The sequence below is a fragment of the Bacillus sp. FSL P2-0099 genome (assembly GCF_038007445.1).
Lineage (GTDB): Bacteria > Bacillota > Bacilli > Bacillales > Bacillaceae_G > Bacillus_A > Bacillus_A mycoides.
On record NZ_JBBOXE010000001.1, the window covers coordinates 4,537,051 to 4,560,556 of the forward strand.

Genomic DNA, 23,506 nt, shown 5'->3' on the forward strand with positions numbered 1-23,506 from the left:
AGGACAAATAACCCTCTCCCACTAAACATTATAATAAACGTTTTTCAAAGCGATTTCAGGTATTTAAAGCTATCTCTATCCTTTTTTGTGTAAAAAAAAGAGAAGGACTCCGATCCTTCTCTCCGTATTACTTCTTATAGCACTTCCGCATGTCCATTATAAACAATTCCGCGTGCTGCATCAACTGTTACTTCTTGGCCATTTTTTAAAGTTGTTGTTACGCCGTTTACACCAACGATAACAGGAATACCGATTGATACACCTACAACAGCTGCATGGCTTGTTAGACCGCCTTCTTCTACAACTAGAGCAGCAGCTTTTTCAATTGCAGGAATCATATCTTTATCTGTGCTTGTCGTAACAAGGATATCACCTTTGTTTACGTTCGCTACAGCTTCAGCAGCTGTTTTCGCTACAACTACTTTACCTTTTGCAGATTTACGACCGATTCCTTGCCCTTTAGCAACTTTTTCACCAACAACGTGGATTTTCATTAAGTTTGTTGTACCAGTTTCAGCAACTGGAACACCAGCAGTGATTACTACAGTATCTCCAAGTCCGATTAGACCCGCATCCATACCTGTTTGAATTGCTGTATCTAACATTTCGTCAGTAGAAGCTGCACGTTTCTCAGACATAAATGCTTGAACACCCCAAACAAGTGCAAGACGACGTCCTACTTGCTCGTCAGATGTTACAGCTACGATTGGAGATTTCGGACGGTATTTAGAGATCATTTTCGCAGTATGTCCACTTTCTGTTGGAGCTACGATTGCAGCTACATCAAGAGCAAGTGCTGTGTGCGCAACAGATTGGCTAATTGCATCTGTAATTGTTGGCGTGAACTCTTTAATACGTTTTTTGAACATATCTTCATATTGTAATGATTTTTCAACACGTATCGCAATGTTAGCCATCATTGTTACAGCTTCTACAGGGTATTGACCCGCAGCAGTTTCACCTGAAAGCATGATTGCATCTGTTCCATCGAAGATTGCGTTTGCTACGTCACTTGCTTCCGCACGAGTTGGACGTGGGTTACGTTGCATAGAATCTAACATTTGTGTTGCAGTAATAACTGGTTTGCCTAATACGTTACATTTTTTGATTAGACGTTTTTGTACTAATGGTACTTCTTCTGGTGGAATTTCTACACCCATATCACCACGAGCAACCATTAGACCGTCAGAAACTTCTAAGATTGAATCGATGTTGTCGATACCTTCTTGATTTTCGATTTTTGGTACGATTTGGATGTATTGAGCGTTATGCCCTTCTAATAATTCACGAATTTCTAATACATCAGATGCTTTACGTACGAAAGATGCTGCGATGAAATCAACTTTTTGCTCGATACCGAAAACGATATCTTGCACGTCTTTTTCAGTGATACCAGGAAGCTTAATGCTTACGTTTGGTACGTTAACACCTTTTTTATTTTTTACAGTTCCGCTGTTTAATACTTTTGTACGGATGTTTCCGTCAGCTTTCTCGATTACTTCTAGTTCGATAAGACCGTCATCGATTAGAATACGAGAACCTGGATCAACATCATCATAAAGACCAGCATAAGATACAGAGAACTTCTCTGCAGTTCCTAATACTTGTTCAGTAGAAAGAATTACTTCTGCACCTGTTACAAGCTCAGCTTGTCCGTCTACGAAGTCATGTGTACGGATTTCTGGACCTTTTGTATCAAGTAAGATACCAACTGTTTTACCAGTTTTCTTTGAAGCTTCACGAATATTTTTAATACGAGCTCCATGCTCTTCATGGCTACCATGAGAGAAGTTTAAACGAGCAACGTTCATACCCGCTTCCATTAATTGCTCTAATTTCTCAATACTTTCACTAGCAGGACCTATAGTACATACAATTTTAGTTTTACGCATATTGCACCTCCGAAAATTATGAAACCGTTCCCAAATACAAGGCATTAAGCCGATTAGATAGATAATTCTTTAGATAATTGATACATATCTTTATCGATTGTATGCTTTTGAGCTAACGCTTCGATAATGTCATGATCAACAAGTTTATTATTTTGAATACCAACACAACGTCCGCCATTACCAGCAATTAATAATTCAACTGCTCTTGCGCCAAGACGACTAGCTAATACACGGTCTTGTGCACTTGGTGATCCACCACGTTGTACGTGACCTAATACAGTTACACGAGTATCAAAGCTTGTTGCTTCTTCAATGTGCTTACCGATGTCAATTGCACTTCCAACACCTTCAGCTACAACGATAATACTGTGCTTTTTACCACGTTCACTACCGCGTTTCAGACGAGAGATAACATCTTCCATGTCATACTTTTCTTCTGGAATTAAGATAGTTTCTGCACCATCAGCTAAACCAGCCCATAATGCGATATCTCCAGCGTGACGTCCCATTACTTCAATAACATATGTACGTTCATGAGATGTAGCTGTATCACGGATTTTATCAATTGCATCAATAACAGTATTTAAAGCTGTATCAAAACCAATTGTGAAGTCTGTTCCAGGGATATCATTGTCGATTGTACCTGGTACACCTACACATGGGAATCCTTGCTCAGTTAATTTTTTTGCACCTTGGTACGAACCATCTCCACCAATAACGACAAGTCCTTCAATACCATGTTTCTTTAATTGCTCGATTCCTTTTAGTCGTACTTCTGGGTCTTTAAACTCAGGACATCTTGCTGTATATAATTTTGTACCACCACGGTGGATAATATCGCCAACAGAACCAAGTTCTAATTTTTCAATATGACCAGAAATTAAACCAGCGTATCCATGGTAAATACCATATACTTCAATATCATGGAAAATCGCTTTACGAACAACTGCACGAATGGCAGCATTCATACCAGGTGAATCTCCACCACTTGTTAATACACCAATACGTTTCATTTGTACTCACCTCATAAAGATTATTTGCCTTATAATAAAATAACACGAAAAAATACAAAAACACAATGGAGAAGATGTGTCTTTTCATAATAAAAACGTGCATTCGCGAAGAGGAACGCACGCTTTTCTTATTTTATCCCAATGGAAGCGTTTGAAAACGAAACTTGCCCAATTTTCATATATTTTTCATAACGTTTTTCGATTAATTCATCTTTCGAAATTCCGCTTAATTGTTCAAAAGTTTTCTTAAGCATTAAATCTATATTTTCTGATTGTTTCAAAACATTACGATGTGCTCCGCCTTTTGCCTCTGGAATAATTTCGTCAATTACACCTAATTCTTTCAAATCTAATGCTGTAATTTTCATCGCTTCTGCAGCTTCTTTTGCTTTACCAGCATCTTTCCAAAGAATCGCCGCCGCACCCTCTGGTGTAATAACAGAATAAGTGGAATTTTCCAGCATATGAATGTAATCTCCTACTCCAAGACCTAACGCACCACCGCTACCACCTTCACCGATAACGATACAAATAACAGGTACAGTTAAACCCGCCATTTCAAATAAATTACGGGCAATTGCCTCACTTTGTCCACGTTCTTCAGCTGCTTTACCAGGATAAGCTCCCTTCGTATCGATGAAACAAATAATGGGACGATTAAACTTTTCCGCTTGTTTCATTAGACGCAGTGCTTTTCGATATCCTTCTGGATGAGGCATCCCAAAATTACGACGAATATTTTCTTTCGTATCTTTTCCGCGTTGGTGCCCAATTACAGTTACGGGCATCCCCTTATATTTCGCAATGCCGCCGACAATCGCTGCATCGTCGCCAAATAGGCGATCTCCATGACATTCAAAAAAATTAGTAAATAAGTGCTCAATATAATCGAGCGTTGTCGGTCGTTCTGCATGACGAGCAATTTGAACACGGTCCCATACTTTCATATTGCCGTATATATCTTCCTCTAGTTTTTCTAGCTTGTCCTCCAAAATACGAATCTCCTCACTGAAGTCCATCTGGCTGTTTTTCGTATAGTCTTTCAGTTCACGAATCTTATTTCTTAGCTCAACAACTGGTTTCTCAAATTCTAGCTCTGCCATACAGCCATTTCCCCTCCTTGATGAACTTCTAAAATCTTACGGAGTGATTCTCTCATATCATCACGATGCACCACCGCATCTAATTGACCGTGCTCTAGTAAAAATTCTGCCGTTTGGAAATCTTCCGGCAGTTTCTCACGCACTGTTTGTTCAATTACGCGTCTACCAGCAAATCCGATAAGTGCACCTGGCTCTGCAAGATTGTAATCACCAAGTGAAGCGAAACTCGCTGAAACCCCGCCCGTCGTTGGGTGAGTCATAACAGAAATAAATAACCCTCCTGCATTACTATGCTTTTTCAAAGCTACGCTTGTTTTTGCCATTTGCATTAAACTTAATATCCCTTCTTGCATACGAGCACCACCCGACGCAGTAAAGATAATAAATGGAACTTGTAAGTCGTATGCCTTTTCAACCGCACGGGCAATTTTCTCTCCTACAACAGAGCCCATGCTGCCCATTCGAAAACGAGAATCCATTACTGCAACAACAACAAGCATGTCATCAATTGTTCCTTCACCAGTTACAACCGCTTCATTCAATTTAGTCTTCTTACGATCGTTTTCTAGTTTCTCTTCATATCCCGGAAACTCAAGTGGATTTAGTGAAACCATCTCTTTGTCATACTCACGAAATGAACCTTCGTCCAATATACTATCAAGGCGTTCCCATGCATTCATCGGATGATGATATCCACAATTCACGCATACTTTTAAATTTTTAAGAAGCTCTTTCGTATACATGATTTTTTTACATTTCGGACATTTTGTCATAACGCCATCTGGTACATCTTTTCGTACTTGTTCTGAAGGTATTGCAGCGTACTTTTTCTTTTTCACGAATAAATCTCTTAGCACAATTTGACCCCCTTCATTGAGAGCTAAGGTTAGCGTAAGAAGAAAATGGGGCTAACACCAATGTTTGATGTTAGCCTTATCTTCTCAATCTGTCTAATAACCTCTCTCTTTACGTTTAACTTTAACCGCTATGCGGTAGAATGTTTGTCATAACGTGTCATGGTCATTTCGACAAATTTTATACATTACGAGTGAAACTGTATATTCTCTACTAATTCATCGTAAATTTTTAACGCATCATTTTCTTGTTTCACTTCCAAAGTAGCATAAAGCTTTCTATACATTTCGATAGAATCTCCTGAAACTTCACAAGAAAGAGTTGCAACGTAATCATTTACGATCATCCAAATGCGATAGAGTAAATAATTATTGAATTGTTCAATAAGTGTTTTAAAGAACGTTTGATGAAGCACCGGAATTGAGCTTTCATTTTCTTCAAGCACTTGGTGTAATTTACTTAGTACTTCAGAAAACGTTTCTTTCGGTAAATTACATACAAGTCGAATCATATCTTTCTCAAGCAATCGTTTTGTTTGTAATAAATCACGAATTGTTTTCTCATCTTGCAGCAAGAACGGAGCAATTAATTGTACAAGACCGTTATCGTAAAAGTTTCGAATAAACGTTCCCTCACCACGTCTCGTTTCAATTAATCCTACCAGTTCTAACGCACGTAATGCTTCTCTTACAGAGGAACGTCCAACATTTAAGCGTGAACTTAACTCACGCTCAGATGGCAAACGATCCCCTGCTACTAAACAATCCTCTTCCATAATGGAACGGATTTTTTTTACAATTTCGAGATATACTTTTGTATTTGATGATGTCAATGGAAATTCCTCGCTTATTCTTTACCAATCAGCGCTAATTGTTTTGTTTTCTCAGCGACTTCATTTGGATCTACTTGACGGCGAGCTACTCCTGTCTCCATTGCTGCTTTCGCAACGTAAGCCGCTACTTGAGGCGCTACACGCGCGTCAAATGGTGCTGGAATGATATGATCTGCATTCAACTCATCCTCTGATACAAGCTCTGCAATGGCCTGTACAGCTGCCATCTTCATTTCTTCATTAATTTGTGTCGCATGTACATCAAGTGCACCGCGGAAAATACCTGGGAACGCTAGTACATTATTTACTTGGTTCGGGAAGTCAGAACGACCTGTTCCAACAACAGCTGCGCCCGCTGCTTTTGCCAATTCTGGCATAATTTCTGGAACCGGATTCGCCATTGCAAAAATAATTGCATCGTCATTCATTGTACGAACCATCTCTTCAGTTAATGCACCTGCTGCAGATACACCAATGAATACGTCCGCACCTTGTAAAACATCAGCTAAAGAACCTTCTATACGACTCTTATTTGTATATTTTGCAACTTCATCTTTCACCGGATTCATACCGACAGGACGACCTTCATAGATTGCACCTTTACGGTCACACATAATAACGTCACGTACACCATAGCGATATAAAAGTTTAATGATTGCAATACCTGCTGCACCTGCACCATTTGCGACAACTTTAATGTCAGACATTTTCTTTCCAACTAACTTCAGCGCGTTCACAAGGCCTGCTACTGTTACGATAGCTGTTCCGTGTTGATCATCATGGAATATTGGAATGTTTGTCTCTTTTTTCAAACGTTCTTCAATAACGAAGCAGTTTGGCGCTGCGATATCTTCTAAGTTTACACCGCCAAAAGTTGGCTCCATTAATTTTACAGTTTCAACAATTTTATCTACATCGTTTGTATTTAAGGCAATCGGGAATGCATCTACACCAGCAAAGCTCTTGAATAATACAGCTTTACCTTCCATTACTGGAAGAGATGCTTCAGGTCCAATGTTACCAAGACCAAGTACAGCCGTTCCATCTGTCACAACTGCTACCATATTTCCCTTCATTGTATATTCATATACCTTACTTTTATCGTCATAAATTTCTTTACAAGGCTCTGCAACCCCTGGAGAATATGCAAGACTTAAATCTTTTGCATTTTCTACTTTTACTTTTGATACAGTTTCTAATTTTCCTTGATGCACTTTATGCATGTGAAGTGCTTCTTCACGAAGTGTTGACAAACTATCCACTCTCCTCAAATTATGCTTGCTGATATCAATTTCTCCAAGTGGTCTGACCACGAACACTACTACTATAATAATCGAAGTGTAGGGAAATTGTCCATTATATTTTCACAACGACATTTTCTTCACCGACAATTTCACGAAGTGCTCCTAGACATTCTTCACTTGGATGAATCGATAAACTTCGAGATAATTGTACCATTTTATGTTCCTTTTCATAATAAATTAGTACTTTCGTAAAACCTGAATAATCAAACAATATTTTTGTAACTTGATTTACAAGCTTTTTTTCATATTGAGACGGCAATTTCACGTAAACAGATGCTTCTTTCATTCCTTCATAAACATCCATTTCTTCTAGCGGATATAGTCCATTCACGATCCATTGTAACTTATGATTTCTTTGCTCGATCGTACCATCAACTAAAACGATTGCACCTTCTTGTAACCTGTCCGAAAAATGTATATACGTTTCTGGAAAAATAACGGCTTCCATTTCATCATTTTGATCACAGAATGTAATAAACGCCATCTTTTGCAACTTTTTCGTACGAATAACTTTCACACTTGTTATATATACGATCGCTCTTTGTACTTTTTTCTTATGTCGCATCGCCTGAGCAAGAGATGGAATTTCTAATTCTTTTCCTAGCTCCGCATACTGCGCTGTCGGATAGCTAGATAAATAAAAACCGAGTGCTTCCTTCTCTTTATTTAACTGTTCAATAAAGGATAGCTCTTCTCCTTGTACGTATTTTGATTTCGGAACAGCATCCCCTAAATCAAAATCACGTGCAAGATTTGCATACTCCAACGCTCCTTTAAGACTTCTCCATAACGTCGTCCTCGAAACACCAAAACCGTCAAAACAACCAGACCAGACAAACGCTTCTAAATTTCGCTCTGTTACAAATTTTGATGGCATACGAAGACAAAACTCAAATAAATCTTCGAACATTTTTTCCTCTCGTTCTTCGAGTAATGCCGTCACGGTAGCCATTCCGATATTCCGAATCGAAAGTAAACTATATCGAATCGCATTCCCTTCTATTTGGAAGTTGTAACCACTTCTCTGAAGAGACGGCGGTAAAACGTGAAAACCTTTCCGCTTCGTTTCTCGTACATACTGCACAATCTTATCTTCATTTCCAATTGCACTTGATAATAACGCAGTCATAAATTCCAGCGTATAATTTGCTTTTAAATATGCAAGCTGATATCCGATCATACTGTAAGCTACAGCGTGACTTCGGTTAAAACCGTAATTCGCAAATCTTACAATTAAATCATAAATTTGTTCTGAAGATGTCTCATCGTATCCGTTTTCCAAACAACCTTGAACAAAATGCTTACGTTCTTGATCTAAAATATCACGATTCTTTTTACTCACTGCACGGCGCAGCAAATCCGCTTCTCCAAGCGAAAATCCAGCTAACTTCGATGCGATTTGCATAATTTGTTCTTGGTATACAATTACGCCGTATGTTCTTTCTAAAATCGGCTTTAAATCCGGATGTAAATATTCAATTTGTCTTTTCCCATGCTTCGATTCAATAAAGGTTGGAATTTGGTCCATCGGTCCTGGTCTGTATAACGAGTTAACAGCGACTATGTCTTCAAATTCATTCGGTTTTAACCCACGAAGTACATTTCGCATACCACCTGATTCAAGCTGGAATACACCTGTTGTATCCCCTCTTCCTAACAATTGAAACGTCTTTTCATCTTGCAGAGGTAAATTTCTTATATCAATTTGTTTCCCAGTTTTTTCAACAATAAATTTTATAATATTTTCAAGTAACGTTAAATTACGTAAGCCTAAAAAGTCCATCTTGAGCAATCCAAGTTCTTCTAATGCATCAGCTGGATATTGCGTAACATAAACATCGTTATGCCCTTCTTGAATCGCTACACTTCCCGTTAACGGTTCTTGGCTCATAATAACGCCAGCTGCATGAATAGACGTATGACGCGGTAATCCCTCTACACGTTTTGCAATTTCAAACACACGCTCATGTAACAGATTCCCTTGTATAAACTCACGGAGCGATTGCGATTCCTCATATGCATCTCTTAACGTTATACCAAGCTTTGATGGGATAAGTTTTGAAAATATGTCAATATCTCTTGGCAGGAGCCCCATTACACGAGCAATGTCTCTAATTGCGGCTTTCGCTGCAAGAGTTCCGAACGTTACAATTTGAGCAACACGAAGCTGACCATATTTATCTTTCACATATCGAATCATCTCATCACGTCTTATATCTGGAAAATCAATATCAATATCTGGAAGTGTCACACGTTCAGGGTTTAAAAACCTTTCAAATAATAATTCATATTCAATCGGATCAATATCTGTAATTTCCAATACGTAAGAAACGAGTGAACCAGCTGCCGATCCACGGCCTGGCCCAGTTAAAATATGATTTTCATGTGCATATTTCATAAAGTCCCATACGATGAGGAAATAATCGCTAAATCCCATACGAGAAATAACATTTAATTCATGATCCAAACGTCCTATATGCGCTTCTTTCGGCGTACCATAGCGTTTCTGCAAGCCTTCTTCACAAACACGGCGCAAATACGTATCATTCGTCTCGTTAGATGGAACAGGAAATTTCGGTAATTGATTTACATGGAAAGGAATTTCTACTTGGCAACGTTCCGCGATTGTTATTGTATTTTGAACCGCTTCCTCAGCATGAGAAAATAGTGCTCCCATTTCATCCGATGACTTTAAATAATACTGATCCGTTTTCATTCTCGGTCTATCTGGATCATTCATTTTCGTTCCGCTTTCAACAGATAATAAACATTCATGAACAAGTGCGTCACTTTGATTAATATAGCGAACATCATTTGTTGCAACGACTGGAACGTTTACCTTATTAATAAATTCAGGCAGTTTTTCTTGTAAAAGTAGTTCATCTTGAATCGCATGATGCTGCAAACTTATATAAAAATTGCTGAACATATTTTGATACGTACGAGCTACTTCTTCAGCCTGACTCTCTTTGTCTTCTAATAATAGCTGTTCAATCTCTCCGTCTTTCCCTGGTGAAATTGCAATTAACCCTTTCGCATAATGAGCAAGCCACTTCTTCGGGATACCTTCTTTTGACTTCGTCATAATGCTGCTAGAGATCTTTAATAAATTTTGATAGCCTATTTCATTCTCAGCAAGTAAGACAAGTGGATAAGACCTTTCTTCTTCTTCACTAAAAATAGAAGCTGTTAAGCCGATAATAGGCTGTATACCATTTTTCTTGCATGCTTTATAAAACGGAATAACTCCATACATAACATTTTCATCTGTAATGGCCAGCGATGAAAATCCAAGCTCTTTCGCCCGAATGACAAGCTCATCAATTTTACAAGCACTTTTTAATAAACTAAAAACGGTTTGACATTGTAAATGCACAAACTTCACTGTTGTACCCTCTCTTTACCTATGTGACTACTTTTATTATAGGTGATGAGGAAAGCGGAAATCAAAACATACTTCTCATACTTTGTCCATATATATGAAGAAGAAAGGGGAATGACGATGGATGTAAGAGAACATACTTTTTTCTCTCTGCTTATTATTAGTTATTTTATTGCCTTTGGAGTTATACTTGGTGGTTCATTAATTGGCGGATTTGGTGCATTTCTCATCGGAAAACCAACTCTAACTTATATTAATCAATTCGCCCAAAATTTAAGAATTTGGGCACTCGTTGCAGCAATTGGCGGAACGTTCGATACCTTTTATAGCTTTGAAAGAAGCTTCTTTGGCGGAGATATGAAAGATATCGTAAAACAAATTCTCCTTATTTTTTTTGCAACTGGCGGTATGCAAACTGGTCTTATTATTATTAAATGGCTTACACAGGAACATGTATGAGAGTACCCAGCGCCAATACAGCCAAAAGGTGGTATTTAGTTTTAGCTGGTGCTGCTGTTGGAGGAGTGTTGAGCTGGTTTGTTTTTTTGTACATATATGGTGTTTTTCAAGAAGAACAAACTAGTAAAATAGCAGAACAAAAAGAAATTATCGAAAAACAAGAAGCAAAACTCCACGTCCTTCTCGAAGACCAAGAGAAATTGAACACAGAAAATAAACGGCTCTTAACAATTCAAGAAATCAAAATAAAAATTATAAATCGAAAAAAATATGATTTAGACAATCTTACACTTGAAAACATGACCACTTCTATCCATAATGATCTCCAGCATCTTTTAACGAAAAACATTCAAAGCATCGCAAAAAATAAAGACCTGCTCAAAAAAGTCATCGAAAATAAAACGTACAAACATTACGATCGTATATACCGCTTTAAAGTAGACACAGTCTCTTTTGATACCGTACTTGAAATTAGTATTGATATAGAGAAAGAAAAATAAAAAAAAGGAGGGCTTCTGTGCCTCTCCTTCTCTTTCGTTCAACATACAATTTTTATCTACACAGCTCACGTAAATCAGCAAACAGGCGATCTGCTTCTTCCCAAGAAGATGCTTTTGCACCAGAAGCCATCGGATGTCCTCCGCCATTATATTGCATTGCTAATTTATTAATAACTGGTCCTTTTGAACGAAGACGAACACGAATAACATCATCTTCCTCTAAAAATAGAACCCATGCCTTTAATCCATCAATATTACCAAGTGCTCCGACAACACCAGATGCTTCAGTAGAAAGTACATCAAACTCTTCTAGTACCTCTTTCGTTAATTTAATGTACGCTGCACCTTCTTCTACCATCGTAAAGTTTTGTAAAATATAACCGTTCAAACGAGCAATTTTTTCTTTCGTCTTATACATTTCATTGTATAAATCTGTGAATTTTACATCCATGTCAACGAGCTCACTTACGTAACGAAGTGTTTTCGCTGTTGTATTCGGGAATAAGAAACGCCCTGTATCTCCAACAATACCCGCTAAAATAAGGCGAGCTGCTTCCTTTGAAATCGTTAATCCTTTATCTTTTCCATAACTGTAAAATTCATAAATCATTTCACTTGTAGAACTTGCTGTCGTATCCACCCATGTAATATCTCCGTACGGGTCTTCATTCGGATGATGATCAATTTTAATTAACATCTTTCCTTTTGCATAACGCTGATCACAAACACGCTCTTGGTTCGCTGTATCACAAACGATAACAAGTGCATCTTCATATACACTATCTTCAATATCATCCATTACTCGTAAAAACGATAAAGAAGGCTCGTTGTACCCAACCATATAAATATTTTTCTCTGGAAACGATTCTTGCAGAATTGTACCAAGTCCGCACTGAGAACCTAACGCATCCGGATCCGGACGTACATGACGATGAATAATAATTGTATCAAACTCTTTAATTGCTCCTAAAATTTGCTCATGCATATGTATAATCTCCTTTTTATTCAACTTCTTCATTTTATCCCGCATTAACGTGTAGTAAGACTCCCACCTCAAAAGTATTAAAAACAATGGGGCAAAATTAATTTGGAGCCTGGATGCACGTAAAAGCCCGATTGGTGAGGGCTAATAATTAGCACGTGGGATCTCCCCACACTAATTAAAGTTTCACTTTATCCCCCATTATAACGGAAAACATTTCATACATGCGAACAATTGCTTTATAATAAAAGTTAGAAAGTTTAGATTTTTCTTTTTTCTAAATTGTTATTTTTATACCAATCGATGGGAGCGTGTATTATGCCAGTATTCGTCTTTTGTATTATCATCTCATTTGTGTTGTACCTCTTCTATAAAACAAAATTCTTTCGTACAAACCGTCCAATGGAGAAAGGTTGGCTCTCTGGAAAATCCGCAATGGCACTCGGCTTATTCGTCCTATTCTTTGGGATAAACCAATTCTTTTTAGAACTTTCAACTGCACGCATTATCGTTGGTGTTTTGTTTATGTTACTTGGCAGCGCGAGTACATTTAATGGATTCCGCCAATATAAACATTTTCTACCATTAGCAGTCAAAGAAGCCGAATCTTATAAAACAACGTAAAAAAGCATCAACATTGTGATGCTTTTTTACGTCCCTTCACTTTCAAAATCATATATGCAACAAACGCAGATGGTATATTAAAGGGATTACCTTGCACGTGAAAATGTAATTGTTCTTCTCCAAAAGACATCTGTTTGTATAGTTCTTGCTGAGATAATCCTGTTCGTTTCTTTTTTTCATTTAATCCTTGTAAGTATAAGTATTGAATTGGTATCATCACAAGGAAATAAAAGAGTGCGATACCACCAAAAAAGAGTAATTCTGATGACATATTGCATCCCCCTTCCGTCATCCATTATCTTACAATCTAATTATATCATAGTATACACTCTAAATGGATTAATATTCTGTTTTTTCTAATTATACAATCATCTCTCCTTATATATATATTTCCAGCTAAAACTCCTCCACATCTTTAGCAACAGCTTCAAAACCCAATAAAACAAAAAAGATGGAACAAACCAAAGCGATTTGTTCCACCTTTTTATTTATCGATTAACTGCACCATAAGTAATGCTTTCCCGACAACATTACCTTCATGATGTACTTCTACATCGACCTTACCAAATTTACGGCCAATTTCTAATACTTTCGGATGAACCGATACAACATTATCAATTTGAACCGGTTTTACGAAATAAATTGTTAAGTTCTCAACAATTGAATCGCTCTTCTTCTGCGCACGAATGACGCGGTTTGTTGCTTCTGTCACAATTGTTGTGAATACACCGTAAGATAACGTCCCGATTGAATTCGTCATTTGTGGTGTCACTGAAAATTGATATAAATGCTCATTTTTTGCTTCTTTCGGCGTCATAAATTGATTCGTTACAATGTCATCAATCGTTTCACCAACTTGTGGTTGACGCTGAATCATCTGCAAGGCCTGAAGTACATCTTGACGACTAATGATACCTTGCAATTTATTTCCATCCTCCACAACAGGAAGTAATTCAATACCTTCCCACACCATCATACGTGCTGCAGCTGCGACAGACATTTTTCCGTTTACCGTAATAGGGTGTTTCGTCATAACTTTATCAATCGGTGTTTCTTTCGCAACACCAATCATATCTTTCGAAGTTACGATACCTAACACCTTTTTATTTTCATCCACAATTGGATAACGTCCATGCATCGTCTCTTCATTGTACTCATGCCATTTCTGCACTATGTCACTAGGCTTTAAATATAGTGTTTCTTCAATTGGTGTTAAAATATCTTCAACTAGTACAATTTCTTTCTTAATAAGTTGATCATAAATTGCACGGTTAATTAACGTTGCGACCGTAAATGTATCATAACCACTTGAAATAATTGGCAATTTCAATTCATCTGCTAACTTTTTCACATGCTCTTCTGTATCAAATCCACCTGTAATTAATACAGCAGCCCCTGTTTCTAATGCTAATTGATGTGCGTTCGTACGGTTACCGATGATAAGTAAATTCCCTGCTTCTGTATAGCGCATCATCGCTTCTAATTTCATAGCCCCAATTACGAATTTATTTAATGTTTTATGTAGTCCTTCTCTGCCTCCAAGTACTTGACCATCGACAATGTTAACGACTTCTGCATATGTCAGTTTTTCGATATTCTCTTTCTTCTTTTGTTCAATTCGAATTGTTCCGACACGTTCAATTGTACTAACATATCCTTTATTTTCTGCGTCTTTAATTGCACGGTAAGCGGTCCCTTCACTTACACTTAAATCTTTCGCAATTTGCCGCACAGAAATTTTATGCCCTACTGGCAGGCTATTAATATGTTCTAAAATTTGATTATGTTTGGTAGCCAAATGGTTTCACCATACTTTCTTTTCCCTAAATTCTTCATGTGTTGTATTTTCAGTATACTATATTTCCAAAACTGTTACACTCTCTCTTTGTATGTCTGTACTATTTTTTTTATAACAAAATGCTCCTTACATTACACCAGTCATTCTATTACAACAATGTAATGGTATTGTCATCTCGTTCGATGTTTTGTCCACACGCTTCAATATACAATTAAGACAAGAAATGAAACAAAGGAGCGAATACATTATGAAAAAGTTTTTAGAGGTTATAGGTGCTGTGTTTTTAGCTTTCGTAGATGGGAAAAAAGTTGCGATGGAATTGAATGAAACACCTGAACAGCCACGTACAAAACGAGAAGAATCAGCTAAACAAATACAGGCTTTAAAAACTGTACTACACACATAAAAAACCCTTCACTTGTCATTTCAAATGAAGGGTTTCTTTTTTATAGTGTAATACTTTCTCCAGCTTCTAATACTTTCCCTGTACAATTTTGTAGCTTTCCTACAAATTGATATGGATCTTGTTCAATAACTGGGAACGTATTGTAATGCATCGGTACAACTGTTTTCGCCTCTATCCATTTTGCTGCTAACACAGCATCTTCTGGCCCCATTGTGAAATTATCGCCAATTGGTAAAAATGCTAAATCAATATTATTCAGTTCTCCAATTAACTTCATATCAGAGAATAAAGCAGTATCTCCTGCATGATATACCGTTTTCTCCTCTGCTGTAAATAAAATACCAGCTGGCATACCTGTATATGTAATCGTCTTATTTTCTTCATCAATATAACTAGAGCCGTGGAATGCTTGAGTAAATTTCACCTTTCCAAAGTCAAATTCATGTGAACCACCAATATGCATTGGATGTGTATTTACACCTTGCCATCCTAAAAATGTCGCTAATTCAAACGGTGCCACAACGACCGCATTATTGTTCTTTGCTAACGCTACTGTATCCCCAACATGATCACCGTGTCCGTGCGATAAAATAATCGCATCAACTTTTACATCTTCAGCCTTTAAATCTGTTTTCGGATTTCCCGTTAAAAATGGGTCAATTAAAATAACTTTTCCATTCGTTTCAATCTTTACAACTGAATGCCCGTGATAAGATACTTTCATCATTACATTCCTCCCCTATTCACATTCACACTTTTTATTCTACATGATTTCTTAATTCCCTGTCTTTTCTAACATCTATTTACTTGTCATAACACTTTCCTCCGATGTAAAGTTATATTTGTAATTAAATATCTCGGGGGTGCCAATCGATGAATGCTAGATTAGAAAATTTAATGCAATGGCTAAAAGAAAAAAACGTAGAAGCTGCGTTCTTAACTTCTACACCGAACGTCTTCTACATGACAAACTTCCACTGTGAACCACATGAAAGACTACTTGGTATGTTTGTATTCCAAGAAAAAGAGCCTATTTTAATTTGTCCTAAAATGGAAGAAGGCCAAGCACGTAACGCTGGCTGGGCACATGAGATTATTGGATTTACTGATACGGACAGACCATGGGATATGATTGCAAAAGCAATTAAAGATCGTGGTATTGATGCAAATGCAGTTGCAATTGAAAAAGAACATTTAAACGTAGAACGTTACGAAGAATTAACAAAGTTATTCCCAAATGCAGCTTTCAAATCAGCTGAAGAGAAAGTTCGCGAACTTCGCTTAATTAAAGACGAAAAAGAACTTTCTATTTTGCGTGAAGCGGCTAAAATGGCAGATTATGCTGTTGAAGTTGGTGTAAATGCAATTAAAGAAAATCGTAGTGAGCTAGAAGTATTAGCAATTATTGAGCATGAATTAAAAACAAAAGGCATCCATAAAATGTCATTCGATACGATGGTATTAGCAGGCGCAAACTCTGCTCTTCCACACGGTATTCCAGGTGCAAACAAAATGAAACGCGGCGATTTCGTACTATTTGATTTAGGTGTAATCATTGAAGGTTATTGCTCTGATATTACGCGTACAGTAGCATTTGGTGATATTTCTGAAGAACAAACTCGCATTTACAACACTGTACTTGCTGGACAACTACAAGCAGTTGAAGCATGTAAACCAGGCGTTACATTTGGTGCAATTGACAACGCCGCTCGCTCTGTTATCGCAGATACAGGTTATGGAGACTTCTTCCCACACCGACTTGGTCACGGACTTGGAATTAGCGTACACGAATATCCAGATGTAAAAGAAGGCAATGAGTCTCTATTAAAAGAAGGTATGGTCTTCACAATCGAGCCAGGTATTTACGTACCAAACGTAGGCGGCGTTCGTATTGAAGATGATATTTACATCACAAAAGACGGATCAGAAATCTTAACGAAATTCCCGAAAGAATTACAATTTGTGAAATAATAAAAAAGGTAGCGTGATCGCTGCCTTTTCTATTTCTCTACTATTTCAAATTTCTCTACAATCATTTTTGATGGATAACTCTCAAGTGTTTGAGAAGACCATACTTTTATTTTATCCCCTGTTTTTAATTGATTATATGCGTCTTTATTCTTAAAACTCAAGACTGTATGTGATGGATGCTCTTTATTCATTTGTTGTTCCATATAATTTTGCAACTCTACTTTTGTTTTAAAAGTTTTATCACTGTCAAAAAATATTGTGCCATTTCTCAATATTACATACCCTTCTTTAGGTTCTTCTTTTCCCACTACTTGCTCTACTGTTTTCGTAGTACACGCTGATAATATGATTAGAAGTACACTTAAAAATATATGCATAGAAATTTTCATATTTCTATTCATTTTTAATCCCTCACTCTTCGCTATTTCCGCTTTAAAACCATCTTCTCTTCATACTTATCATCCCATTTAATCACAACCTCTATCGGTTCACCTTTAGATAAAGGCGCACAACTTACACAAGATGATTTCATTTCAATCCTTGCCCCTTTATGACTTTCTGACGTTTGTGTCATTGTACTAAACGCTTCATTAATAGCAATCTCTAAATTTTCAAATTCTGTATTCCCATCTCCGCCCTTATACTGAAACGTAAACATTCCCTCTTCACTGTCATCCTTAATATGACCTTTATATTGTCCCGTCCAACTTTTGCTCTCGCTAGAAAAAGTAACATACGAAATCGAACAACTTCCAAAAAAGAAAATACTAATAAAAAAGAATAATGCTCTCTTCATAATGCCCCCCCATCCAAAAGCACTTATTTCTTGTCTATTTCTTCCTCTCATTATACTATTAATATACAGAATTTTCCAAAATAGGAGGTTTACATGTTACAACAACAGTTAGCAGAAATTCGTGATAATAATTACGTAATCAATGGTGCACTCAATATTGATTCTTTAAGTTCAAGTATGCTTCAACATATCGGTGTTACTGATAGCTATTTAAGGGACAAACTCATTTACTCTACTTTTTATCATCTAATCAAGAAGGACTATATTTCACACACCCACTTACAGAAACTATTATCAGAAAGCATCAGTGAAAAATATTTATTTTATAAGATTCATTCGGATAAAGACGATGCTGTATTTACCCGTGCATTTACAACATTATTAATCGCACTCATTATTGATGCTGATACAAATCATAATTTCTTATCACAGACTGATATTTTAAATGTAAAAGATAAATTAATTCTATATATGAACAAAGAACAGGATTTCCGTGGGTATGTACAAGACCAAGGCTGGGCACATAGTATCGCTCATGCTTCCGATACATTTGAGGCACTTGTTAATAATCCTAAACTGGAAACTTCACATTACGAAGAAATACTACAAACTTTATTAAACAAAGTTTGTGTCCATTCCATTTATTACAAATATGAAGAAGATGAGCGTCTCGTTTATCCGATTGTCGTAATGCTGCAAAATGGCTTGGAGGAAGAAATACTCATATTAGCCCTTCGTGATCTAGTAGCTCAATTACAAGTTCAAAAACCGACACTACATATTGACTCGTATGAATTTCTATACGGAAATATAAAATCTTTCTTGCGCAGCTTATTTTTCAAATTACGTACAATGTCTATATGTAAAAAAACTGAACGTGAAGTTGAAAAATTACTACAAGAACTTCATAAATATTATTACTAAAAAAGAAGGCCACTCAAAAAGTGCCTTCTTCTATCTCACTAATATTTATTTGAAATTTCACGATCCAAACTGAGAAAAGGTGGACAAGAAGCGCAAACGCCATACATGCTCCGCTTAAAAAAGTTAGTATAGGATGCGAATACACGTGCCCTAATCCATAGGATATCGCCACGAAAAACATTGTTATGTAAATATAAATTGCTCCATGTATTTGCCTCATATAAACCTCCTTTTCCCATATTATAACATAAATTTTCTGATTATTCACATTAATTAATTGTAATCAATATTTCTCAACTGTTACGCCTCTCACAGCCGCCTTAATATATGGTGCTCCTTGTAAACCTTGTAAATCCTCTGTTTTCCCTGTTACAACTACACCGTATATTGGTAGGTCTTTTGGTTTCGTGTTTTTTATTTCTTTATAATATTGTTCAAAATAATCACTTGGTATACCTTCACTATTTTTTGCTAAATACTTCATTTGGTATAGAAATTCTTTTGAGTTTATTGTTAAATCGTTTTTCAAAATAAAAAGCACATCTATTTTGATGCGCTTCTCTCCAACATACTATACTATTCTATTATTTCATTACTTCCTTCACAACATCTTGAATCATAACAACTTCTGTTTTCATATCAACAGACGGTGTTTCTTCATCAATACATTCATACCAAAACGCTAAGTGCTTTTTATCAATTTCATGATGAGAATTTTCGACAAGAGCCCCACCTTCTCCTTGCACAGAATACCAATATAAGTACTCTTCTCCATCTCTTATTTCCCGGAAAATTGTCTCTACATACATCTTTTCGTCGTTTAATGTCAAAAGCACTTCTTTCATATTATCATTAAGAAGCTGCATCCATTCATCTACACGATGACTTTTACCTGGCTTGACTTTGAATCTTGTTAATTCTACGTTCATCTTTTATTCCCCCATTTTCTTGCGGACAAACAAAACATATTCTACTGGATTATGGAAGCTTAATTTACTAGCTAATTTTTGCGAGGGAATATTATCTACATTACAATCCCAGCATGGTGTAATATGATTTTGTATACACTGTTCAATGAAACGTGTTGCGACAGCTTGAGCTAACCCTTTCCCTTGATGTGCTTCATGTGTTGCAATATCAATTTCAGCAAAGCCATTCCCTCTAAATATTGAGACGCATTCGGCTACAATCATCCCATCTTGTTCTATACAAAAACCAAAGCCGTTATTTAAAAACACTTCTTTTGATCCCCAATATTCTTTATAATAATCCTCTGTAAATTCATTACTTCGTTCTATATCACTTTTATCAATACGTTTAATTTCATATGTATTTTTGTTTAATTCTATTTTTCTATCTTCAAAAACTTCTCTTTGAAATTGAAATGTCATTCGTGGGATGTTCCGAAATGCATTACTAAAACGCTCTTCTAACATCATTTCCCACTCGTCACTCGAAGTGAACAATGTAAATCTCTTCTCTGTTTTTTCAATAGCCATTTTTAAATATGCAAATAAATATTCGTTATAATTTTGATCATCCGTATCACCAAATAAATAATAGATACCATTAGCTGTACGAATTAGTCCTGCTGTTAACTTCTCGTTTGCAAAAACTTCACCATCTATCATTTGATCACATACCGCATGAGCAAAGGTTGTTGTCCTTGTATGACCTTCTAAAATCGGAAGGATTTTTCTATACTGGGCTACAGATAATTTTTTCATAATTGCTCCACTTTAATCGTATCCGCCTCTATATTTTCAAAACAAAGATTTACCGTTCTCTTGAATGCTCTCGTTCTATGGATCGTGCATGCTGGAATTAAGATAGAATCATTTGGCTTTAAAACCGCCGTCTCTCCATCTTCAAAATCGATAAGTAGTTCTCCCTCTAGCACAATAAATAATTCATCCGAATTAGAATGATAGTGCCAATCATATTCACCAGTAAATACGGCGATTCGTAAACAATGATTATTTACATTTGAAACGACGAAGTTTTTATGTTGTTCTTGAATGTCCTTTGTTAATTCTAATAAATTTACAGTTTCCATCTTTCGTCCCACCCTTTCATTAGTCGTTCTTCTGAAAAACTAACTTAGTCTCCACCACCTCCGCAATCTCCTCCACTATCACTTGAGCTGCTACAATCGTTGCTACTATAATCACCAAATCCACTTGATGAGCTTGAATCGGATGAAGATTTTTTTCTCTTTTTTCTTTTCCTATCTCTCTTACTTTCATAACTAGGCCATACTTTATGAAAGAATATAACGAATAAAACCAATTCTATTACAACAAGGATAAAAACTAGACTACTCTCAATAATATTAGGAGTTATCTCAAAACTGTAAAACAGTCCAAATGAATACATACACAAAATCACATACAGAGCCATACAAATATACCGAAATGTTTTTTCTATCATAATGACTACTTTTTTTGAAAGAGGTATGTTCTGTTCCTGTTTTTTCTTTATATACTTTTGTCTTTTAGCTTGCTTTTTCTTACTCTTTTTGCTCCCCATTAAATCTCCTCTATCGACTTTCATTTTTCATTTAATTCCAAATTATCACAAAAAACAACATCATAACAAGCAATATTTCTCGTAAAGTTTTATTTACTTTTTGTAAAGTTTTATTTACTTTTTACCTAAAAATGGATATTATAAATGTGACAAATTTACAAAAAGGAGACTTTGTATATTTGATTAAAAATAAAGTAAAACAATTCCGCGTCGTTAGAGACATCACCCAAGAACAATTAGCTTCCTCTGTTCAAATCACTAGACAATCCCTCATCGCTATCGAGAAGAATAAATACAACCCGAGTTTAGAATTAGCATTGAAATTATGTGAGTTTTTCGGCTGTAAAGTGGAGGATTTATTTCAATTAGATAAGACTGGGGAGGAAAAAATGAAAAATAATTTTATCCAAGGGTTTGCTTCGCATCTTACTATTTTAGTGTTAGGATCGGCCTTTCTTTATTTCAATAGTAGTGATGAAGAAAAGATTCGTTCTGTCCTTCTATTCGCTAGCGTATACATACTCTTAGCCTTGGTACTATTAGTAGTGAAACGAATATTCTTTAAGAAAAAGAAGCACGATTCCGAGAAATATCCATTACCTGAGATGGATGAAAGAATCGAGAAGATGAGTTTAAAACTTATGGCGCAAATTTTCGGCCTCTCTCATTTAATCGGTTCTGCGATACTATTTATTTTATATATCACTGACAAAAATTCGATGATACGAGTTGAGTATGCCTTGTATTATTTGTTTGGTATTCTTTTCTTTACAATGATGTTCGGATTAAGAATTGTAAAGAAACTAGACAATTAGCCTAAATAAAAAGCCCCTCCTTACAAAAGGAGGGGCTTACATGTATTTCTATTATGATAAAGCAGGAGCTTTTTCAAGAAGCTCTTTTGCATCTGCATATTGTAAGCTGTGCGCCTCTGCAACTGCTTCGAATGTTACGTAGCCATCTAATGTGTTAATACCTTTTAATAATGCAGTGTTGCCTAGGCAAGCTTCTTTGTAGCCTTTGTTAGCAATTTGTACTGCATATGGTACTGTTACGTTTGTTAATGCAAGAGTTGATGTACGTGGAACCGCACCTGGCATATTTGCAACTGCATAATGAACAACACCATGTTTCTCATAAGTTGGGTTGTCGTGAGTTGTAATACGGTCAGTTGTTTCGAAAATACCACCTTGGTCAATCGCGATATCTACAACGACAGAACCTGGTTCCATTGATTGAATCATTTCTTCTGTTACAAGTTTTGGCGCTTTTGCACCTGGGATTAATACTGCACCGATTACAAGGTCAGATTCTCTTACAGCTTCTGCAATGTTATACGGGTTAGACATTAACGTTTTCACTTGGTTTCCGAAAATGTCATCTAATTGACGAAGACGTTCTGCACTTAAGTCGATGATTGTTACATCTGCACCTAAACCTACTGCAATTTTCGCTGCGTTTGTACCAGCTTGACCACCGCCGATAATTGTTACTTTACCGCGTTTCACCCCTGGAACACCTGCAAGTAAAATACCTTTACCACCTTTGTTTTTCTCAAGGAACTGTGCACCGATTTGCGCAGACATACGACCAGCTACTTCACTCATAGGTGCAAGTAATGGTAAAGAACGATTGTCTAATTGTACTGTTTCGTATGCAATTGATACCACTTTGTTATCAATTAATGCTTTCGTTAATTCTGGCTCTGGAGCTAAGTGTAAGTATGTGAATAAAATTAAACCTTCGCGGAAATAACCGTATTCACTTTCAACTGGCTCTTTTACCTTCATAACCATATCTTGATTCCATGCTTCTTCAGCAGTTTCAACAAGTTTCGCACCAGCTTGTACGTATTCTTCATCTGTAAAGCCTGATCCTACACCTGATCCTTTTTGAACAAAAACTTCATGACCATTTTGTACTAAATGTACAGCTCCCGCTGGCGTCATTGCCACGCGGTTTTCATTGTTTTTAATTTCTGTTGGAATACCGATACGCATTATTAGTTCCCCCTTGAGTTATGAAATGACCCCTGAATCATTTTTTAAAGCGCTTTCTATACTCTTATATTCTAACATAATATCTCAATATTTGACAAAAAATTAATACAAGTTTTCCGATAGATTTAATCTTACA

The 23,506-nt window shown here is 36.5% G+C and carries 26 protein-coding genes and 2 pseudogenes; 8 read left to right on the forward strand and 20 right to left on the reverse strand.

Annotation, left to right across the window (positions count from 1 at the left end; translation table 11 throughout):
- Positions 1-134 precede the first annotated feature (134 nt).
- From pyk to dnaE, 7 genes are all read right to left on the reverse strand, one after another.
- The gene (pyk, locus tag MKY90_RS23455; RefSeq protein ID WP_063218376.1) at positions 135-1,892 is read right to left on the reverse strand and encodes a pyruvate kinase; all 1,758 of its coding nucleotides are present in this window, start codon (positions 1,890-1,892) and stop codon (positions 135-137) included.
- Positions 1,893-1,945: 53 nt separating this feature from the next.
- Positions 1,946-2,905, reverse strand: a complete 960-nt coding sequence (pfkA, locus tag MKY90_RS23460; RefSeq protein WP_002015498.1) for a 6-phosphofructokinase — start codon at positions 2,903-2,905, stop codon at positions 1,946-1,948.
- Positions 2,906-3,033: 128 nt separating this feature from the next.
- Complete coding sequence (gene accA / locus MKY90_RS23465) at positions 3,034-4,008, reverse strand: acetyl-CoA carboxylase carboxyl transferase subunit alpha (RefSeq protein ID WP_000818787.1); 975 nt, start codon at positions 4,006-4,008, stop codon at positions 3,034-3,036.
- Positions 3,996-4,865 (reverse strand): acetyl-CoA carboxylase, carboxyltransferase subunit beta, encoded by an 870-nt coding sequence (gene accD / locus MKY90_RS23470; protein WP_002015500.1) that lies wholly within the window; start codon positions 4,863-4,865, stop codon positions 3,996-3,998. Before accD ends, accA begins: the two co-directional genes overlap by 13 nt.
- 185 nt (positions 4,866-5,050) lie before the next feature.
- Positions 5,051-5,695, reverse strand: coding sequence for a FadR/GntR family transcriptional regulator (locus tag MKY90_RS23475; RefSeq protein WP_002129364.1), 645 nt, complete (start codon positions 5,693-5,695; stop codon positions 5,051-5,053).
- 14 nt (positions 5,696-5,709) lie between these two features.
- Positions 5,710-6,918 (reverse strand): NAD(P)-dependent malic enzyme, encoded by a 1,209-nt coding sequence (locus MKY90_RS23480; protein WP_161793975.1) that lies wholly within the window; start codon positions 6,916-6,918, stop codon positions 5,710-5,712.
- A gap of 133 nt (positions 6,919-7,051) precedes the next feature.
- Positions 7,052-10,384 (reverse strand): DNA polymerase III subunit alpha, encoded by a 3,333-nt coding sequence (dnaE, locus tag MKY90_RS23485; protein WP_341092678.1) that lies wholly within the window; start codon positions 10,382-10,384, stop codon positions 7,052-7,054.
- 42 nt (positions 10,385-10,426) lie between these two features.
- On the opposite strand from dnaE, the gene MKY90_RS23490 reads away from it, so the two are divergent.
- Both MKY90_RS23490 and ytrI read left to right on the forward strand, forming a co-directional pair.
- Positions 10,427-10,840, forward strand: coding sequence for a YtrH family sporulation protein (locus tag MKY90_RS23490; protein WP_002015507.1), 414 nt, complete (start codon positions 10,427-10,429; stop codon positions 10,838-10,840).
- Positions 10,837-11,340: a sporulation membrane protein YtrI gene (gene ytrI / locus MKY90_RS23495; protein WP_002088948.1), complete on the forward strand. Its 504-nt coding sequence runs from the start codon at positions 10,837-10,839 to the stop codon at positions 11,338-11,340. The genes MKY90_RS23490 and ytrI overlap by 4 nt, the downstream gene beginning before the upstream one ends.
- A 52-nt stretch (positions 11,341-11,392) precedes the next feature.
- On the opposite strand, the gene MKY90_RS23500 is transcribed toward ytrI, so the two are convergent.
- On the reverse strand, positions 11,393-12,325 hold the full coding sequence (locus MKY90_RS23500) for a DHH family phosphoesterase (RefSeq protein WP_002167586.1): 933 nt from the start codon (positions 12,323-12,325) through the stop codon (positions 11,393-11,395).
- 315 nt (positions 12,326-12,640) lie between these two features.
- On the opposite strand from MKY90_RS23500, the gene MKY90_RS23505 reads away from it, so the two are divergent.
- Positions 12,641-12,946, forward strand: a complete 306-nt coding sequence (locus MKY90_RS23505; protein WP_002129367.1) for a YtpI family protein — start codon at positions 12,641-12,643, stop codon at positions 12,944-12,946.
- 7 nt (positions 12,947-12,953) lie between these two features.
- Here MKY90_RS23505 and MKY90_RS23510 read toward each other — a convergent pair whose 3' ends face one another.
- Complete coding sequence (locus tag MKY90_RS23510) at positions 12,954-13,217, reverse strand: DUF3949 domain-containing protein (RefSeq protein WP_002034294.1); 264 nt, start codon at positions 13,215-13,217, stop codon at positions 12,954-12,956.
- A gap of 213 nt (positions 13,218-13,430) precedes the next feature.
- Positions 13,431-14,744, reverse strand: coding sequence for a DRTGG domain-containing protein (locus MKY90_RS23515; protein ID WP_098167939.1), 1,314 nt, complete (start codon positions 14,742-14,744; stop codon positions 13,431-13,433).
- A 247-nt stretch (positions 14,745-14,991) separates the two neighbouring features.
- Here MKY90_RS23515 and MKY90_RS23520 point away from each other — a divergent pair, with 247 nt between their 5' ends.
- Positions 14,992-15,150 (forward strand): hypothetical protein, encoded by a 159-nt coding sequence (locus MKY90_RS23520; RefSeq protein WP_002184837.1) that lies wholly within the window; start codon positions 14,992-14,994, stop codon positions 15,148-15,150.
- A gap of 40 nt (positions 15,151-15,190) precedes the next feature.
- Here MKY90_RS23520 and MKY90_RS23525 read toward each other — a convergent pair whose 3' ends face one another.
- A complete protein-coding gene (locus MKY90_RS23525; protein WP_002088954.1) occupies positions 15,191-15,874 on the reverse strand; it encodes a metal-dependent hydrolase in 684 nt (227 codons plus the stop codon).
- A gap of 149 nt (positions 15,875-16,023) precedes the next feature.
- On the opposite strand from MKY90_RS23525, the gene pepQ reads away from it, so the two are divergent.
- Positions 16,024-17,121: a Xaa-Pro dipeptidase gene (gene pepQ, locus MKY90_RS23530; RefSeq protein ID WP_341092681.1), complete on the forward strand. Its 1,098-nt coding sequence runs from the start codon at positions 16,024-16,026 to the stop codon at positions 17,119-17,121.
- Between the two features lie 29 nt (positions 17,122-17,150).
- Here the strand turns inward: pepQ and MKY90_RS23535 are convergent, their stop codons facing one another.
- Both MKY90_RS23535 and MKY90_RS23540 read right to left on the reverse strand, forming a co-directional pair.
- Positions 17,151-17,522 (reverse strand): DUF3221 domain-containing protein, encoded by a 372-nt coding sequence (locus tag MKY90_RS23535; RefSeq protein ID WP_341092683.1) that lies wholly within the window; start codon positions 17,520-17,522, stop codon positions 17,151-17,153.
- Between the two features lie 20 nt (positions 17,523-17,542).
- Positions 17,543-17,917: a hypothetical protein gene (locus tag MKY90_RS23540; protein WP_341092685.1), complete on the reverse strand. Its 375-nt coding sequence runs from the start codon at positions 17,915-17,917 to the stop codon at positions 17,543-17,545.
- A gap of 93 nt (positions 17,918-18,010) precedes the next feature.
- Between MKY90_RS23540 and MKY90_RS23545 the strand changes: the two genes are divergently transcribed.
- Positions 18,011-18,841 (forward strand): DUF2785 domain-containing protein, encoded by an 831-nt coding sequence (locus tag MKY90_RS23545; RefSeq protein ID WP_341092687.1) that lies wholly within the window; start codon positions 18,011-18,013, stop codon positions 18,839-18,841.
- A gap of 13 nt (positions 18,842-18,854) precedes the next feature.
- Here MKY90_RS23545 and MKY90_RS23550 read toward each other — a convergent pair whose 3' ends face one another.
- The 6 genes and pseudogenes from MKY90_RS23550 to MKY90_RS23575 all read right to left on the reverse strand — a co-directional run bounded on the left by MKY90_RS23550 (position 18,855) and on the right by MKY90_RS23575 (position 21,370).
- On the reverse strand, positions 18,855-19,061 hold the full coding sequence (locus MKY90_RS23550; protein WP_002088956.1) for a hypothetical protein: 207 nt from the start codon (positions 19,059-19,061) through the stop codon (positions 18,855-18,857).
- Between the two features lie 63 nt (positions 19,062-19,124).
- Positions 19,125-19,370: pseudogene (locus MKY90_RS23555) on the reverse strand (anti sigma factor C-terminal domain-containing protein); the annotation flags it as partial.
- 55 nt (positions 19,371-19,425) lie between these two features.
- A complete protein-coding gene (locus MKY90_RS23560; RefSeq protein ID WP_002034307.1) occupies positions 19,426-19,770 on the reverse strand; it encodes a DUF6176 family protein in 345 nt (114 codons plus the stop codon).
- A gap of 3 nt (positions 19,771-19,773) precedes the next feature.
- Complete coding sequence (locus MKY90_RS23565; protein ID WP_002129377.1) at positions 19,774-20,568, reverse strand: GNAT family N-acetyltransferase; 795 nt, start codon at positions 20,566-20,568, stop codon at positions 19,774-19,776.
- Positions 20,565-20,897, reverse strand: coding sequence for a cupin domain-containing protein (locus tag MKY90_RS23570; RefSeq protein WP_002129379.1), 333 nt, complete (start codon positions 20,895-20,897; stop codon positions 20,565-20,567). Before MKY90_RS23570 ends, MKY90_RS23565 begins: the two co-directional genes overlap by 4 nt.
- A gap of 44 nt (positions 20,898-20,941) precedes the next feature.
- A complete protein-coding gene (locus MKY90_RS23575; RefSeq protein ID WP_002167579.1) occupies positions 20,942-21,370 on the reverse strand; it encodes a hypothetical protein in 429 nt (142 codons plus the stop codon).
- Between the two features lie 131 nt (positions 21,371-21,501).
- Between MKY90_RS23575 and MKY90_RS23580 the strand changes: the two are divergent.
- Together MKY90_RS23580 and MKY90_RS23585 are read left to right on the forward strand one after the other, a co-directional pair.
- A pseudogene (locus tag MKY90_RS23580) lies at positions 21,502-21,759 on the forward strand (helix-turn-helix transcriptional regulator); the annotation flags it as partial.
- Positions 21,760-22,185, forward strand: a complete 426-nt coding sequence (locus MKY90_RS23585) for a hypothetical protein (RefSeq protein ID WP_063218364.1) — start codon at positions 21,760-21,762, stop codon at positions 22,183-22,185. It abuts the pseudogene before it with no gap.
- A 51-nt stretch (positions 22,186-22,236) separates the two neighbouring features.
- Here the strand turns inward: MKY90_RS23585 and ald are convergent, their stop codons facing one another.
- Positions 22,237-23,370: an alanine dehydrogenase gene (gene ald / locus MKY90_RS23590; protein ID WP_002015529.1), complete on the reverse strand. Its 1,134-nt coding sequence runs from the start codon at positions 23,368-23,370 to the stop codon at positions 22,237-22,239.
- Between the last annotated feature and the right edge of the window lie 136 nt (positions 23,371-23,506).